Source organism: Brevibacillus centrosporus (assembly GCF_003710815.1).
Classification (GTDB): Bacteria; Bacillota; Bacilli; order Brevibacillales; family Brevibacillaceae; genus Brevibacillus; species Brevibacillus centrosporus.
In genome coordinates, this window is sequence record NZ_RHHP01000022.1 from 25,028 (window position 1) to 42,004 (window position 16,977).

Genomic DNA, 16,977 nt, shown 5'->3' on the forward strand with positions numbered 1-16,977 from the left:
TCGCAAATAACATTTATAAACGAAAGTTATCCAACTAATTATGCTATAATTTAGCTAAAACACGAAAAATAATAGAAATTTTAATTGAAATAGATCGGATATTATGATAACTTAACCCGTGAGAATTTTTTTGTATAATCGCTCGATTGGAAAAGGGGAAAAGAAAATGGAATGGAAGGATATTATCGCGGCGCTTAGCGTGGTACTGAACGGTTTGCCGCAAGGGCTGCTGGCTCTGTCTCTCGGCTTTGCATCCGTTCCTACTGCATTGGCTTTCTTGGTCGGTGCCGCAGGGAACGCTGTCACAGGATCAGTAGCCGTCGTTTCCTACCAGGCTGAAACGATTACGCTTGCGGGAACGATCGGTAAGAGTATGAAGGAACGGCTCTCCATGATTTTTGTGGGCGGTATCATCATGACGATTATTGGTCTGTTCGGCTTTTTAGAGAGAATTGTCGACTTTATCGGTCCGGTCATTACGAACGGCATGATGGCAGGTGTAGGAATCATGCTGGCTCGTGTATCCTGGGACATGGCTCGAAATAATATGGCCGTTGGTGCCACCTCGATGGCAACCGGACTCCTGACCTATTTTTTGACGAAGGATCTGGTCTACACCGTTACGGTTTCCGTCATTTTGTCCAGCGTGGTCTCTTTGATTCTGAAACAAGGCAGTGCGATCCAACCGGTAGCCAATGATCGCCTGAAGCTGCAGAAGTTGACGTTCTCTCCTGCCATCCTGCGTGGAGCGATGGCGATGGTATGTCTCAACATCGGGGCGAATATTGCCTTTGGACAAATTAATGGAGAAATTGCCAAGACGGATGTAAACATCGATACGCTCAGCGTCATCAGCAGCGTGGCGGACATGGTATCTGCATTGTTTGGCGGTGCCCCAGTAGAGGCGATTATTTCAGCTACCTCAGGTGCGCCGCATCCGGTTGCTTCCGGTGTCTTGATGATGGTGCTGATGGCTGCGATTCTGTTTGCAGGCTTGCTGCCTAAAATCGGCCGTTATATCCCGAGTGAATCGATTTCCGGCTTCTTGTTTGTTCTCGGTGCGATTGTAACGGTTCCAGGGAACGCGACTGCTGCTTTGACTGGCGCAGACGCTTCCTCTGGTCTGGTAGGCGGGATGACGATGGTTGTTACCGCGATTTCAGACCCGTTCTTCGGCATGCTCGCTGGTCTGCTGATGAGAGCGTTGATTAGTCTATTTGGAATGTAGGAGGGTGTAACATGGAGAAAACCTATAAGCTGGAAGTAGCGGGAGTCACTCGTGAGCTGCCGATTCTGCCGGTAGCAGAAGATTTGAGTATCGCGAGCTTTGTCATTCTCGGAGATGCGGAGATTGTAGCGGCGGCGGCCCCTCTGTTGGTTGAAAAGCTCCCCGAGGTTGATGTACTGATTACGGCAGAGGCAAAAGGGATTCCGCTCGTCTATGAAATAGCGCGCTTGCTCAGCCTGAAGAAGTACTATGTTGCACGGAAAAGCATCAAGCCGTACATGGATCAGCCGTTGGTCAACGAAGTGTTCTCCATCACCACGCAGAAAAAACAGGTTCTGTGTCTGGATGGGGCAGATGCCCGGGAGATCAAAGGTAAGCGAGTCGCCATCATCGATGATGTGATCAGCACGGGCAAATCGCTGAAAGCCATCGAAGACCTGGTGGTACAAGCAGGCGGCGAGGTCGTGGCGCGAGCAGCTATCCTGGCTGAAGGCGATGCGGCGGCGCGTACGGACATCCTGTTCCTGCAGGAGCTCCCGCTGTTTCCGCATAAATAGACACGATTATAACTACAAAGGAAAAACCGCAGCGCTGGAAGCATGCCTTCCCAGACTGCGGTTTTTTTCGCGAGCATGTCGATTAATTGATTTGCGGAAGGGGTTTGACCGTCCGTTTCCGTGTATTGCGCAGGAAGTTGATCAGGACGATAAGCAATACGACGAGCTGTGGAATAGTCGTTTCCCAGTTTGCATATATCCCGAGCGAAGGAGCGTCGAGCAGGTAGTCCGAGCTGTGTGAGGCCAGGCTGCCTGTCACTTGCAGGGCATGAATGCTCGCGCCAATGAATTTGAACGCCATGTAATAGAGCAAAAGGCTCGCGATCAGGAAGAATGGACGAATCGGAATACGAGCGCTCAGCTTGATGATGGCAAAAGCAATGATTGCAAGTACGACGAGAGCACCACCGATCCCGATGAAAAGGTCGGTCATGCGGATCGTAGCCGCCATCCCCATGTAGAAAATAATCGTTTCTGCGCCTTCACGAATGACGGCAAGGAATGCTGTAAAGCTGAGGGACAACAACGTACCTTTTGCCAATGACTCGCCAATCGTTTTTTCTACAAACCGGTTCCATGCTTGCAAATTGGACTTCTTGTGCAGCCAAGCTCCGATAGTCAGCATGAACAGCACAGCGATGATGCCGGTTATTCCTTCGATTGTCTCCCGAGAGCTGCCTGTAGACAGGTTGGAAAAGACAATGCTTAGTGCTATGGCGAGGAGAGCCGATCCAATAATGCCTACTGCGGCACCAGACCAGATCCATTTGCGTTTGTCTTCATTGCCGGATCGGTTCAGGAACGTCAGCAGAGACACGATGATCAAAATGGCCTCTAAACCTTCGCGGAACAAAATCAGTCCTGCATCCCAAGCGGTATAGGAAGAGGAGTCCGCAAATGGCTGAAGCTCGGTCTTCATCTCTGCGATATACGCAGCTGCCTTTTCCCAGTTGGGAGGGCTGGACAGAATCAGTGTCGGAACGGATACCATCTTCGTCTCGATACTGCTGTAGGTTGCAGGCGATTTCGTCATGACGACGCCTTCCACAGACGGCCAAGTGGAGATAAAGGTATCCATCTTGTTGGTTGCGCTTTCTGCCTGCTGATTCTGGATATCGGCAGAAACGGAGTCCAAGAGCTTCAATAAGGAGGAGATGGACGGCTGGTCTCCGGAGGCCGGTGTGGCGCTTACGACTGTTTTTCCGGCGAGGTAGTTCTCAACGGCTGTGACCAGGTCCTGCAGCTTTTCCTTGCTTTTGGCTGGGTCAGGTGGTTCGGTATTCAGCGCGATCCGTGCACCGCTGATTTTGACTTCCATATCGCCGTATACCTGAGGATTTTCCGCCCGTACCAGGTTTTCCGCTTTGTACCAGCCATTCACGAAGCTGTTGTAGGCATTCTTGGCAGCGGCACCGTCACCAGCAGCTACAGCTTTCATACTGTCCTGCAAAAGCGGGAGAAGAGCGCCAATCTGCTTGTGGGCCTTTTCCTTGGGCTGACCCGAATCTTCCTTGGATGTGACGTAGCGGTCTGCTGCTTTCGCGAGCTTGGAGATCGCTGCTTTTGCAGCTTGTGGATCAGCTTCGACCTTCGCAAGAGCCTGATCCGCTTCTGTCAGGGCAGCTGTGAGCGACTCGGCTTCCGTGGAGCTTTCGTCATTGGCAGCCCAGAGAGTCTTCATACTGGCCACTGCCTTTTTGGCTTCGTCCCAGTTTTTGTCCCCGCTGCTGATTAGGGCATCACTGGAGAAGGCAATCATCTGCTTCAACTGGTCGGCCTGCAGCGGTGCTGCCTGAACGACGGAGAGACCCGACGCGAAGAGCAGCAAGGACATGCAAACAATAAACATATAGCGTTTCAAGGTGTTCACTCCATCCTTGATGGGAAATTAAAATAACGTGTCTCCGATGTATCCGCCTTCGCTCGCACCGGGGAGGCAGGCAAACAGGCCGCTGCCGACGTGTGTGATGTATTCATTGAGCTGGTCTGCGGCTGCCAGCTTCTGCTGCATCGGAATGAATTGCTTGCGTGGATCGCGGTTGAAGCATACGAACAACAGTCCGGCATCGAGCTGGCCCGTTTTTGGATCCATTCCGCTCGAGTACGAATAGCCACGCCGCAAAATTTTAACTTTACCTTCCATGTTGGCCAGCGCGACATGAGAGGTGGAAGGGACGATGAGATTCCCATCGCTGTCTTTGCGGTGCAGCTCCAAATCGTCGAACTCTCCGGTTTTGCCCAGCGGCGCACCAGATTGGCGGTGTCGGCCAAAGGTGCTCTCCTGATCATCGAGCGAGGAGCGGTCCCAGATCTCAATGCGCATGCGGATTCTTCTCATGACCATGTAAGAGCCGCCAGCCATCCAGGACGGATCGTCAGAGGACTGTGCCCATACGATTTCGTCTGCCACTGCGGGGTCGCTCACCTTCGGGTTGTTCGAGCCGTCCTTGAAGCCCATCAGATTGCGAGGAGTAGAGCCTGCCGGGTCTGATGCATTCGTCCGCTGGAAGCCATCCTGCACCCAGCGAAGCACTGCTTTTCCACGGGCGATCCGCGCCAGGTTGCGGATGGCGTGAAAGGCGACCTGCGGATCATTGGCACAGACCTGGACGACGATGTCTCCGCCTTCCCATTCTTTGCGTATATCGTCGCTGTTAAAGTGAGGCATATCGACCAAAGGAGCCGGTCGTTTGCTCGACAAGCCAAAACGGTTATCAAAGAAAGAAGCGCCAAGTCCAAAGGTAATGGTCATGCGCATCGGGTCAAGACCAATGCTCTCTCCTGTATCTTCTGGTGGAAGGTGAGGGTTGTCGCTTTCGTCTCCTACCCCTTTTCCTTCTGTCATACGTGCGGATGCTGCGGTCCAGCTCTGGAACAGCTTGCGTACGTCAGCTATATCGGTAGCCGTTAAATCAAAAGCACCCATGCAGATAAAGTCCTGCATAGGTGTAATGATTCCGGATTGATGCTTACCGTAAAAGGGAACGATCCCATTTACGGCACCCGTACCTGTGGAGGTTGCTGTATTCGTAGGGGTAGATTTCGGCTGCATGATCGCTCCCATGCCGCCAGCACCCACTAAGAGTCCGATCCCTCCGACTCCTGCAAGCTTCAGAGCGTCCCGACGTGTCATTTTCTTGTTCGCAATGTCTTCGAGACGTTTGGTATCCATTCGGTTAGCCTCCTACGATTGTTCCCATTTTGGAAAGAGGTTCTGCCAATGCATCCAATGCTTGACTGAGCTTTTTCACCTGATCTTCTTTGATTTCGTTATAGAGGACGTAGCCGTCACCTTTGCGATGAGGGGCAATTTCATCGTCAAGCGCTTTAAAGCGAGTCTCGATTTCGGTTGCCAGAGCAGCGTCCTTCGCTTCTACGGAGGATTTCAGCACTTTGAAGATTTCGTTTGCACCCTCTACGTTTGCTGCGAAATCGTACATATCTGTACGGGAGTAACGCTCCTCTTCCCCTGTTACTTTGCTGGTAGATACTTCGTTGAGCAGCTCAACAGCACCTGTCACGAGCATTTTAACATCAATTTCTACGCTCTCTACTTTCACGCGCAGCTGCTTGACGTCCTGAAGCAGCTGATCCGCGACTGGGCCCTGATCGGCAACGGATTTTGTTTCCCACAGTGCCTTTTCCAGCTTGTGATAGCCGCGCCATTCGTTATCGGGTACATCGCCTTCGCGCGCATCGATCCAAGGGTCAAAGTCGCCGAGAGATTCTGCGATCGGTTCGATTTTTTCATAGTAAGCACGCGCTGGAGCGTACAGCTGTTTCGCTTTCTCCATATCGCCTGCTTTTACGGCGTTGGTGAATTCTTCTGTTGCTTTTACCAGCAGATCAGTCTGTTCGATCACCCATTTTTGATAATTGTCGATAGAAGCTTGAAGATCAGGTGCATTTGTAGCAGCTGGAGCAGTGGCGTTGCTAGCAGCTGGCTGTGCGGGTTGAGCGGCTTCCGGTTTTGTCTCTGTTTTCGCTGTTTCGGCGTTTCCGCACGCGGACAGCATCAAAGAAGAGCCCAACACAACTGCACTTAAAGGATAAACCCATTTCTTACTACTCATCTGAAAAACATCCCCTTAACGTAGCATATAAATGATTGCTTATATACCGAGAATAAAAATCATTATCAATTACAAAAAACTTACTCCTTTCTTTCGAAGTTTGCAATAGTTTTTGTGAAAAATTTGATATGGATCTTGCTGGGTAAAGAAGCCAAACGAAAAGCCATCGCATAGACGATGGCCAATGGTAGAGCTACCAAACTATTTTCGCTGATGATACCCGGTTGCAAAATGCAAGAATAGGTGCAGCGCAACTCGGGAGGTGATGTCACGTACGTCCTTGGTAGGATCGACGCACACCATGTCCATGGCGATGACCTTGGATGATTTGCCGACGGTGTGAGCCGCGAAAAGCAAATCGACAGAAGACAGGCCAGCGGGTCCGATGGCAGGAACACCAGGTACGGTCGATTGATCCATGACGTCGACATCGAAGGTAATATAGATGGCATCACATTTTGCCTCCAGGTAGCGAAGGGCTTCTGTGACGACGGCTTCGATGCCGCGCTGTCTGACTTGATTGGCTGTAATCAGTGTCATCCCTTTGCCTTCCGCATACTGTCGGTACTCACGGGAGTTCGCGAAGCTGCGCAGACCGATCGTGACGATATCTTCTCCGCGGATCACCTCAGACTCCATCAAGCTGCGCATCGGAGTTCCATTGGAAGTGCCGCCGTAGTTCGTGTCCCGCACATCCAGATGAGCGTCAAACTGGATGAGGCCGATTCGCTGCGGCTTGGCTCGTTTGATTCCTGTGATTGCCCGATAGGTAATCGAGTGATCACCGCCTACGATGATTGGGAGCGCGGAGACATTGGACGTAACTTCCTGCAAGGCTGACTCGATGTTTTGCTGACAGCAGGCAATATCCGTCACATGCATGGCCACATCGCCCAAGTCAACGGCACGCAAGGACGCGAGCTCCACATCCTCGTCGAAATTATAGGTCGTAAAGGAGCTTAACAGCTGACGGAATTGCAGCGGATGGGCATGCGCGCCGGAAAAGCTGATCGAGCTTTTCGAGAGCGGCACCCCGATAATGGCAAAATCATAGGCTTCGCCGGGCTGATAGGACTGCTCGACCCACTCGGACAGACGAGTTACGTACGGATCGCCTTTTCCTTGGGTAAATCGAAAGGGAGGCTGCGTCAGATATGAAAACATGGGATGTCCTCCTTCTATTAATGAGATAATACTTTGCTCAGGAAGGCTTGGGTGCGAGGCTGATCGGGCGCAGTGAAGATTTTTTCCGGTGTCCCGTCCTCAATCAGTGTCCCGCCATCCATGACGACGACGCGGTCTGCCACTTCACGGGCAAAGCCCATCTCGTGCGTAACGACCACCATCGTCATTCCTTCGGCAGCCAGCTGCTTCATGACGGTCAGCACTTCTCCCACCAATTCGGGGTCGAGCGCAGAGGTAGGCTCGTCAAACAGCATGACCTTTGGCTTCATCGCCAAAGCGCGGGCGATGGCTACACGCTGCTTTTGTCCGCCAGAGAGTTGGTCGGGATACATGTCTGCCTTTTCGGCTAGTCCAACCTTGCGCAGCAGCTCGCGAGCCAGCTTTTCTGCTTCCTCGCGCTTGGTTTTTTTCACGGTCATCGGCGCCATCATGACGTTTTCCAATACGCTCACGTGGGGGAAAAGATTAAAGTTTTGAAACACCATCCCCACTTCGGAGCGGACTTTGTCCAGCTCCTTCTGCGGCATTTCCACGAGCTTTCCGTTCTTTTGGATCAATCCGATCGGCTTTCCTTCAATTTCGATGGAGCCCTCTTGAATTTGTTCCAGGTAGTTCATGCAGCGGAGCAAGGTGCTTTTGCCGGAGCCGCTAGGTCCAATCATTACGACGACCTCGCCCTGCTCCACGTTGAGGCTGACATCCTTTAGAACATGCAGCTTTCCGTAAGATTTATGGATTCGTTTCACCGAGATCATTAGGCACGCGCCCCCTCTACACTCAATTTGCGCTCCAGTCGACCGATGATGACGGAGATGGAGTAGTTGACGAGGAAATACAGAACGGCAATGCCGATGTAAATCTCAAAGTAACGGAAATTGTTCGATACGATCAGATTGCCTGCGCGCATCAATTCAGATACCGTGATGACGGACAAAAGGGAAGAGTTCTTGGTCAACGCGATAAACTCGTTACACAGCGGTGGCAGCATGCGGCGCACGGCTTGCGGCAAAATAACCTTCAGCATCGTCTTGCCATGGCTCATCCCGAGGGAACGCCCTGCCTCCATCTGTCCTTTGTCGATGGATTGAATCGCTCCGCGCACGATTTCCGATACGTAGGCTGCGCTGTACATCCCCAATCCGAGTACCCCTGCTACAGAAGCACTCAAATCCACTTGCATCCCAATCGCCAAGCCGTAGTAGAGAATCATGAGCTGCACCAACAGCGGTGTTCCGCGAAACCATGCCAGATACCAGGAGCAGAGTACAGATATCCATTTTTGCTTGGACATCCTTCCAAGACCAATAATCAGTCCCAGAACCGCACTTAGAATCAGTGCCATGAAAGTCATCGAAACCGTAACCCATAGCCCTTCTAGAAGCGCAATTAAGTTGTTGTCTTCAAAAATCACCATGAAATCAAGCGCCATTGGTGCACCTCCTGATGTTGTCGTTATTCACCAAACCATTTTTTTACGATTTCGTCTTGCTTGCCGTTTTCTTTCAACGTTTTCAGAGCTTTATCGAGAGCCACGACAAATTCCTTGTTTTCCTTGCGAACGCCGTAGCCGTAGTATTCTTGCGTCAGCTCTACATCGAGGACTTTGACCTTTTGGCTTTGCTTCGCGTAAACCTTGGCTGCAGGCATTCCCGTTACGACTGCGTCTACGCGGTTGCTTTCCAGCTCGAGGAACATCTCTACGTTTTTCTCTACTTCGACGAGCTTCACTTCCGGGTACTTCTCTTTCAGGAACTTGGCAGACTTGGTACCGATCTGGACCGCTACTTTTTTGCCCTTCAAGTCCTCCGCACCTTTGATGGTGTCATTTTCGTTTTTCACCATGATCGTCAAACCGCCTGGGTAATAAGGCTGGGAGAAGTCGATCGTCTGCTTGCGCTCATCCGTGATGTACATAGCGGATACGATCATGTCGAACTTCTTGCCTTGCAGTCCTGGGATCAGACCTTTGAAGTCGGTGTCTACGAATTCTACTTTCTCAGCTCCCAGTTCAGCGGCAACAGCCTTCACCAGCTCGATGTCGAAGCCCTCGTATTCGTTCTGCGCATTTTTGTATTCAAATGGCTGGAAAGTGGCGTCGGTTCCCACCAACAAGGTTTTGGTGTCCTTGATTTTTTGCAGCACTTCATCCGTAGGCGCTGCTGCGGCTGTACCGCCATTACCTGATGCAGCTGGTTGTTCGGCAGGTTTGGAGCCGCAGCCAGCGATGAGCGCCCCGGAAATCAACAGCGCACAGAGAGAAAACAATCCTTTACGAAATCCCTTCATTGATGTGTACCCCCTATGAATTCTTTTTAGTAATTTCGAATACTAGCTATATTCAAAAATCGTGCCAAAGATACAAAGCTCGACAAAAAGGTACAACGAACGAAGAAAGAACGCTGTGTGAAGCCATTTGCAAAGCGAAATGAGTCGAACCTGCCAAATTCAGAAAACACTCAAAAGCGGCAGAAATTGCCGCCCTGCGGATTTTGCCGCCGGCGATTTCTGCCGCTTTGCCTATTCGTCGTCTTGCTCTTCTTGATATTTTTTGAGTTTATCCCGCAGCGTTCGTTCACCCATGTCCAGCATTTGGGCGGTTTTTCGGCGATTTCCCTCCAGGTGGGCCAAGGTGTACAGAATAGCCTTTTTCTCGATCTGCTCGAGGGTTTCCCCTACGTAGATGGGGATCAGTTTTTGCTTGCCCGTGACTTGCTTGGGCTGCGTGCTGTGCAGATCCTTTGGCAAATCCCGTTTTTCGATCAATGGCGAGCTGGTGAGGGCAATCGCGCGTTCCACGATGTTTTGCAGCTCTCGGATGTTGCCGGGAAAATCGTAGCTCTCCAGCACCTGGAGCGCCTCCTGCGAGATGCCGTCGATCGGTTTGCCCATGCGCTCGCTGATTTTCTTGATGAAATAGTGCACGAGCAACGGGACGTCCCCTTCTCGATCACGCAGCGGTGCGAGCTGGATCGGGATGACGTTGAGCCGGTAGTACAAATCCTCGCGAAACCGGTTCGCCTTTACTTCCTTCCACAGGTCCCGATTGGTCGCGGCGATGATCCGCACATTGATCGCTCTCTCTTCCAGTCCCCCCAGAGGAGTTACGGTTCGCTCCTGGACGACACGCAGCAGCTTGCTTTGCAGGGACATGTCCATTTCGCCAATCTCATCGAGAAAGATCGTTCCGCCGTCTGCCAGCGCGAATTGTCCCGGTTTGCTTTGCATAGCTCCTGTAAAGGCTCCCTTTTCATAGCCGAACAGCTCTGATTCCAGCAAATTATCGGGGATGGCAGCGCAGTTAACCGCCTGAAACCGCTTGTTTCTGCGTCGCCCCTGGTAGTGAATCGCGCGGGCGACAATTTCTTTTCCCGTGCCGCTTTCACCGTTGATCAACACGCTGGAATCGATGTCTTTGACCTTGTCGATCAAATCCAGCGTCTGCTGCATGGCTTTGCTGCTTCCGATCAGACCGGAGTTGTCGGATAGCTTGTCGAGCTCTTCGCTTAGCCATTTTACGCGCGTTTGCAGCTGGTAGAACTCTTCCGCTTTGGAGAGCAGAATGTCCAGCTCGTCCATCATCAGGGGCTTGGTCAAATAGTAAAACGCACCGTGCCGCATAGCCTCTACGGAGGAAGAGATGCTTCCAAAGGCGGTCATCATAATCACGACAGTGTCTGGGGATAGGCGCTTGATTTCCTTGAGCACTTCGGTCCCGTCATGAGCACCGATTTTTAAGTCTAACAGGACCAGCGCTACTTCGACTTGCTGCAGATACGCGAGAGCTGCTTCTGGATCGGTAAACGTGTTGACGTGATACTTTTCCTCGAGGGCAAACTCAAGTGACTGACAGATCGCTGGCTCATCATCAATAACGAATAGATGGTGCATAGAAGCCACCCCCTTCTCTTTCATCCTGTGGCATAGGCAAGCGAATGATCATGGTAGTCCCGTGACCAAGCTGACTGGTCAGGTCGATGGTGCCACCGTTCTCTTTGAGCAATTGGTAGGTAATCGACAGCCCGAGTCCTACCCCGTTGGCTTTGGTACTGAAAAACGGCTCGAAAATGCGGTATTTGTCCTCGGGAGACATGCCGTGGCCGTTATCGGCTACTTCGATGACACCCATCTGCCCTTCGGAATAACCGCGAATGTCCAGCTTTCCTTGCTCGTCCATGGATTCAATGGCGTTGAGCACAATGTTGATCCAGATCTGCTTGGTCTGATTGACGTCAGCTACGATGCACAGCTCAGACGGTAAGCTCGTGGTTACGCGAATGTTTTTTTCTTTGATTTTTTGGCTGCACAAAGCAAGCACTGTCTCCATCAGTTCATCCGCACGGAAGCGAGACGGGTTTGGCGGCTTGGGACGTGCATACTCCAGCAGGTCGTTCACCAGATCGTTGAGCCGCAGAATCTCGTTGGGCACTTGCTGGGCGAAGAAATCCCGAAATTTCGGGTTGTCAAACTTGGTTGGCAAAAGCTGCGTATACGTGAGAATGGACGTCAGCGGATTGCGAATCTCGTGGGCGATGCCTAAAATGAGCTGTCCCAATGAACGCAGTCTGTGCTCGCTCTCCAGCTTTTTATCCATATCCTTTTGCTTGGTCACATCCTGGAAGTTGATGATGACGCCTGTGATTTCCTTTGCTTTGTTGAAAATAGGGAAAATATTATACCGGATCACCAGCTGTTTGGCCTGCCCGTCTACTTGCTGCTCCCAGATGATCTCTTGCTCCAGATACGTACTGCCCTCTCGCAGCACATCGTCTACCTGGCTTTCAGGAATAAACTCTGCAAGAATCGTTCCGTTCATCGGCATGCCGATAAGAGGATGCTTCACTTGCAGGAAATGCACAGCTTTGCTGTTCATCAAAAAAATTTTGCCCGAGTGGTTCAACGTCACATAAAAGCTGTATGTGCTATTGAGCAGCTGCTGCTGAAACTGCACGTTTTCCTCGAGGAGCGTCATCTTTTCTTCCAATTGGCGGTTGATGGTATGAATTTGAGCCGTACGCCTTTTGACTTCCTTTTTGAGCATGCGGTTCCACCATAGGATTGCCATGACGATCAGAAGGCCGATGCCAGAGCCCCACTCGAGATAAAGGCGCAGGCGCTCCATATTCAGCGTGCTGGGCATGATGTATTCGCCAAACCATTTGCGCTCGATTTTGTCGTACGTGCCATTTTGCTTGATTTTGGATATCGCCTTGTTGATCTCAGTCAAAAGCTGCGCGTTCTTCGGGAGGACAGCCACACCATAGTCGGTGGGATTGATCGGATCGCCTACGATTTTGATTTGGCCTTGCTGGTTGTTCCTCTGCAGAAAGTATTGACCCGTGATGCGATTTCCTACGAATGCATCTACTTGTCCGTCCAGGAGCAGCTGTACGGCTTCTTCCTGGCTGTCTGTCTCGATAAACTGGATGAGGCGATGATCCCGCAGCTGGTCGATGGCGATGTCCCCTTTTTGGATGGACACCTTTCGACCGTTCAGATCGCCGAGCTCAAAGATGTGCATGTTTTCTTTACGGACAAAGATTCCCTGCGAGCTTAAGAAGTAAGGGTTGGAGAAATCGTACACCTTGTCACGAGCCGGACTGTATTTCATGCCTTGTATGACATCGACCTGTCCGTCGCGCAGCGCTTCGAGAGCTTCGTTCCAGGGCAGAGGAACAAATTCAATTCGCATGCCGGTTTCGATGGAGATGGCGTTCATGATGTCGACGTTAAATCCGCTGAAGACGCCGGACGAGCCGAAGTATTCAAAAGGGGGGAAGTTGTTGTCACCTGCAATACGGATGACTTTGTCCTGCTGGACTTCGCTGGGAACCGTCATGCCCATGAGGAACAGCAGTAAAAGTCCTGCCAGCACGCCGAGCCCAGCTTTTTTTAGGTGAAGCATCTCATGCACCGCCGTTCACGATACTTATTGTTGAAAAGGATAAAGTGTTGTTGAACGAAAAACAAGCACGCAGATATGCAAAAAGGCCATCCGCAGGAGCGGACAGCCGCGTATAACGTTGTGATTACGCTTGTAGATAGCGGAGTAAGATTCCTTCGACATGCTGCAGATGATCCTTCATGCGAGCCTGCGCCAAATGGGCATCCTGATCTTTCAAAGCCTGAAAAATAGCCCGGTGCTCCTCGTAAAACTGCTGGGAGACAGCCTGGTTCGCATAAATTTCTACCCTGCGTGTTTCCCGGATCACCAGCTCCAGATGGGATGCGATCGTTTCAAACAGCTGAACCATAATCGAGTTGTGGGTAGAGCGTGCGAGCGTAGAATGAAAGCGCAGATCCGTACTTTCGCCAACCTCTTCGTTGCCCATATGCTGGGACATTTCTGTCAAAATCTGCTCGAGATGGAGCAAGTCCTGTTCGTCGCGTTTGACGGCGGCGATGGCCGCATTGGAAACCTCCAGAGATTTTCGCACTTCCAGAAGCTCCAGAATGGTTTGTCTGTTGGCGAGCAGGGGCTGAAGGTCAGGAAGCAGTGTCGGGGACGGGAGGGAAGTACTTTTGACCGTGCAGTTGCCACCCTGGCGAATATCGATGAGCCCCATGGCTTTCAAGGCACTCAAGGCTTCGCGCGTTGTAGAACGTCCTACACCGAACTGTTCCGAGAGGTCCTTGGTGGAGGGAAGCTTATCCCCGGGTGCAAGCCCTCCGCTGAGAATGAGCTCTTTGATTTGCTCGATGATATGCTCGTAATGATTTTTCTTGGCCAGCTTTGAAAGGTCCATCTCGACACTCCTGTACATTCCTTTTGAATAGCAACATTGTAGCATACAAAGCCAGGCAGGGAGGTGGGGACAAAGTGGCCTTTATCCGATCAGCAGGGCAAAGACGACACCAGGTCCGTGAACGCCGATAGTCAGATCGTTCTCGATATCCGCAGAACGGCTGGGACCGGAGATGAAGTGAATACCTGCGGGAAATTGCTTGCGTGGCCGTCCGTCAAAGGTGGCTAAGGTCTCACCCAGTCGTGTCTTCAATCGCTCGACGGGAATGATCGCGATAAAAACAGTAGGGAGGAGGCTAACGGATCGACCCGTGTTGCCAGAGGACGTGACGACGATGCTGCCCGTATGTGCGACTGCTTGATCCACCAGCGCGATTCCGATATCGGCACTGGCTGCCTGTGAGATCAGCTCGTCACGATTGCCCGGACTCCACGTCGTCACTTGGCAGGTGGGAAGCTGCTCCTTGAGTCGAAGGGCCAAAAGCTCCGGCTGGTTTTGCTGCAGGATTTGACGGGCTTTCAGTGACTGCGCATGATCGACGATGAACTGCTTGACCTCAGCCATCGTGCTCAAGCGGTGGGAGTGCCCCCCTGCCTTTGCCCAGTTGTCACGGAATAGCTCGATGCGCTGCTCGAGATCCAGCTCGTACGATTTCCAGAAGTCAGGTGCACCTTTGAAGGGATGCGGCGGCTTTTCTGTGGGCATCGGGCGTCCCAAGCGGTTGGAGATCATTTGGATAAAAGCTTGCTGTTGTTCGCTCATGAGTGCGAGCCCCCTTTTCCACGTTGGGTTCGTTCCTTTTCCAGCCGTGCTTTGATCGTCTCGTCCATTTCCCTGCGAGTCTGTTGCAGCTCCTGATCGAGCGAGTGCCATTGCTCGCGGAACGATTGGGCAGGCAGTCCGGGTGTATGACGGTATTGATTCCAGCCCTTCAACGGACCGATTTTTGCTTTGATCACATTGTCTGTCAGCAGCAGCTTCTGCCCTACTCGGCCGAGTCTGAGTACACGGCGCAGACGCTTCGGATTGGCCATGATATACGCATAGCCTTTCATACCGAGGTTTTCCTCAGCGGCTTTATGTCCCTCTTTTACTTTACGATTGCGCAGGTACACGAGCATATCGTGGAGAGGAATTTTCACAGGACACGCCTCATAGCAGGCACCGCACAGGCTGGAGGCATTCGCGATGTCATCCCACTCCGCGACGTTTTTTTGCAGGGCCGGCTTGAGTACCGCTCCGATCGGCCCGCTGTATGGCCCGCCGTAGGAGTGTCCGCCGATCTGCCGGTATACCGGGCAGGCGTTGAGGCAGGCACCGCAGCGGATGCAGTTCAACAGCTCCTGAAAATCGGGATCGCCCAGCTGCAAGGAGCGCCCGTTGTCGACGATGATGATGTGCATTTCTTCGGGACCGTCGCTATCTGCTTCCCGCCTGGGTCCGCTGATGCCGGACATATAGACGGTCAGCTTCTGGCCGGTTGCCGAGCGAGGGAGCAAAGTCGCCATGACCTCGAGATCGTCCCACGACGGGATAATGCGCTCCATGCCCATCAAAGTGATTTGGGTCTTCGGAACCGTGCTGACCATGCGCGCATTTCCTTCGTTTTCAAACAGGACGATGGAGCCGCTCTCTGCGATCGCAAAGTTGCATCCGGTCATGCCGATGTCGGCCTCGAGGAACTTCTCGCGCAGCTTTTTGCGGACAAAACCGGCGAGGATGGTGGTGTCGGGAGGTAATGTCTCCCCTGCTTCCTTGGACAAGAGCTCTGCGATTTGCTCCCGGTTTTTATGGATGGCGGGAATGATGATATGAGAAGGCATTTCGTGTGCCAGCTGGATGATGTATTCACCCAAATCGGTTTCAATCGATTCCATGCCCTCTTTTTCCAGCGTTTCGTTAATATGGACTTCCTCGGAAACCATGGATTTGGATTTGACGACGGTACGTGCCTGGCGTTTTTGTGCGATCCCGAGTGTGATGCTGGCAGCCTCGGCGGCGGTGGCAGCGAAATGGACCTGTACGCCATTGGCTTTCGCATTTTCGATGAACTGGTTCAGGTAGTAGTCCAGATGGGAGATGGTATGCAGCCGGATTTGCCGCCCACGCTCACGCCATTCCTCCCAGTTTCCCTGCTCGCTCGATGCTTGTCTTTTGCCGTCCCGCAGCTTCTCTGTGGTGTACTTTACGGCATTTCGCAAAAATTCATCGTTTAGCGCCACTTTGGCCCGTTCCGTGACAGATACCCCTTTACTGGTGCTCATTCGCCATCATCCCTTCGTACAGCAGCTCTGCCAGATGCATCACCCGCACAGGCTTTCCCCGGAAGCGCAGATTGCCGGAGATGTTCATCAGACAGCCCAGATCCAGCCCGACCAATACTTCTGCTTCCGTCTCGAGAACGTGGTCCGCTTTTTCCGTGACCATCGCCCCGCTGATATCACTCATTTTCACTGCGAAGGTACCGCCGAAGCCGCAGCAATCCTCAGCGAAAGGCAGCGGAACCAGATCCAGACCCTTTACCTGTTCCATCAGCTGCAAAGGCTCTTGCTTGATTCCGAGCAGTCGGCTTCCATGGCAGGAAGGATGGTAAGTGACCTTGTGCGGGAAGACAGCGCCAAGATCGGTAATCCCCAGGATGTTTACGAGAAATTGGGTAAATTCGTACGTCTTTTCCCGAAGCGCATTGGCTTTCGCGAGCAGCTGGGGGTCATTTTCAAACAGCTTTGGGTAGTAATGATGAATCATGCCTGTACAGGAGCCGGAGGGAGAAATGACGTAGTCACTGTCGGCAAAAGCTTGGATCAAGGTCTGGGCGGATGTCCTCGCTTCGTCCCAATACCCGCTGTTAAATGCGGGCTGACCACAACAGGTCTGTGCTTCCGGAAAATGGACCTCTATGCCGTGGCGAGCTAGAATGCGAACCATGGCCTCCCCTACACGTGGATAGAGGGCATCGCTCAAACAGGTGATAAAGAGTGAGACTTTCACGGATCCACCTTCTCGATTGGTATTTTTATACTTATCAGCTTATCATACATGTTGAAGAATGAATAGTCAGATAATAAATTAGGGATAGGCTTGGCTTAGCCCAAAAGCTTGGCTAAGCCAAGTTTTCTAGCACAGTAAGAACCAAGGGTTCTTAACCAGTACAAGTGCAACTAAGGCTCAGCCCAAAAGCTTGGCTAAGC

General features: G+C 52.0%; 15 protein-coding genes. 2 read left to right on the top strand and 13 right to left on the bottom strand.

Annotated features, from left to right (window positions below):
- Window positions 1-166: 166 nt before the first annotated feature.
- On the top strand, window positions 167-1,228 hold the full coding sequence (locus tag EDM55_RS17925) for a solute carrier family 23 protein (protein ID WP_122926370.1): 1,062 nt from the start codon (window positions 167-169) through the stop codon (window positions 1,226-1,228).
- Between the two features lie 11 nt (window positions 1,229-1,239).
- Window positions 1,240-1,785: a phosphoribosyltransferase family protein gene (locus tag EDM55_RS17930; RefSeq protein WP_122960955.1), complete on the top strand. Its 546-nt coding sequence runs from the start codon at window positions 1,240-1,242 to the stop codon at window positions 1,783-1,785.
- Between the two features lie 82 nt (window positions 1,786-1,867).
- Here EDM55_RS17930 and EDM55_RS17935 read toward each other — a convergent pair whose 3' ends face one another.
- The 13 genes from EDM55_RS17935 to EDM55_RS17995 form a co-directional block, all read right to left on the bottom strand.
- Window positions 1,868-3,655: an FTR1 family iron permease gene (locus EDM55_RS17935; RefSeq protein ID WP_373863270.1), complete on the bottom strand. Its 1,788-nt coding sequence runs from the start codon at window positions 3,653-3,655 to the stop codon at window positions 1,868-1,870.
- A gap of 18 nt (window positions 3,656-3,673) precedes the next feature.
- Complete coding sequence (efeB, locus tag EDM55_RS17940; protein ID WP_122960957.1) at window positions 3,674-4,957, bottom strand: iron uptake transporter deferrochelatase/peroxidase subunit; 1,284 nt, start codon at window positions 4,955-4,957, stop codon at window positions 3,674-3,676.
- A gap of 4 nt (window positions 4,958-4,961) precedes the next feature.
- The gene (efeO, locus tag EDM55_RS17945) at window positions 4,962-5,858 is read right to left on the bottom strand and encodes an iron uptake system protein EfeO (RefSeq protein ID WP_092271789.1); all 897 of its coding nucleotides are present in this window, start codon (window positions 5,856-5,858) and stop codon (window positions 4,962-4,964) included.
- 201 nt (window positions 5,859-6,059) lie between these two features.
- Entirely contained in the window at window positions 6,060-7,022 is a 963-nt protein-coding gene (locus tag EDM55_RS17950; RefSeq protein WP_122960958.1) for an agmatinase family protein, read from the bottom strand.
- Between the two features lie 17 nt (window positions 7,023-7,039).
- Window positions 7,040-7,798: an amino acid ABC transporter ATP-binding protein gene (locus EDM55_RS17955; protein WP_092271795.1), complete on the bottom strand. Its 759-nt coding sequence runs from the start codon at window positions 7,796-7,798 to the stop codon at window positions 7,040-7,042.
- Window positions 7,798-8,472 (bottom strand): amino acid ABC transporter permease, encoded by a 675-nt coding sequence (locus EDM55_RS17960; protein WP_092271797.1) that lies wholly within the window; start codon window positions 8,470-8,472, stop codon window positions 7,798-7,800. Before EDM55_RS17960 ends, EDM55_RS17955 begins: the two co-directional genes overlap by 1 nt.
- A gap of 23 nt (window positions 8,473-8,495) precedes the next feature.
- The gene (locus tag EDM55_RS17965; protein ID WP_092271800.1) at window positions 8,496-9,329 is read right to left on the bottom strand and encodes a transporter substrate-binding domain-containing protein; all 834 of its coding nucleotides are present in this window, start codon (window positions 9,327-9,329) and stop codon (window positions 8,496-8,498) included.
- Between the two features lie 231 nt (window positions 9,330-9,560).
- Window positions 9,561-10,931 carry a sigma-54-dependent transcriptional regulator gene (locus EDM55_RS17970; protein ID WP_092271803.1) on the bottom strand — a complete coding sequence of 457 codons (1,371 nt, stop codon included), beginning with the start codon at window positions 10,929-10,931 and terminating at the stop codon, window positions 9,561-9,563.
- On the bottom strand, window positions 10,909-12,945 hold the full coding sequence (locus EDM55_RS17975; protein ID WP_122960959.1) for a transporter substrate-binding domain-containing protein: 2,037 nt from the start codon (window positions 12,943-12,945) through the stop codon (window positions 10,909-10,911). The genes EDM55_RS17970 and EDM55_RS17975 overlap by 23 nt, the downstream gene beginning before the upstream one ends.
- A 124-nt stretch (window positions 12,946-13,069) precedes the next feature.
- Window positions 13,070-13,786, bottom strand: a complete 717-nt coding sequence (locus tag EDM55_RS17980; protein WP_122960960.1) for a FadR/GntR family transcriptional regulator — start codon at window positions 13,784-13,786, stop codon at window positions 13,070-13,072.
- A gap of 81 nt (window positions 13,787-13,867) precedes the next feature.
- Entirely contained in the window at window positions 13,868-14,548 is a 681-nt protein-coding gene (locus EDM55_RS17985; protein ID WP_122960961.1) for a LutC/YkgG family protein, read from the bottom strand.
- Complete coding sequence (locus EDM55_RS17990; protein WP_122960962.1) at window positions 14,545-16,050, bottom strand: LutB/LldF family L-lactate oxidation iron-sulfur protein; 1,506 nt, start codon at window positions 16,048-16,050, stop codon at window positions 14,545-14,547. The genes EDM55_RS17985 and EDM55_RS17990 overlap by 4 nt, the downstream gene beginning before the upstream one ends.
- A complete protein-coding gene (locus EDM55_RS17995) occupies window positions 16,037-16,777 on the bottom strand; it encodes a (Fe-S)-binding protein (RefSeq protein ID WP_092271818.1) in 741 nt (246 codons plus the stop codon). The genes EDM55_RS17990 and EDM55_RS17995 overlap by 14 nt, the downstream gene beginning before the upstream one ends.
- Window positions 16,778-16,977 lie beyond the last annotated feature (200 nt).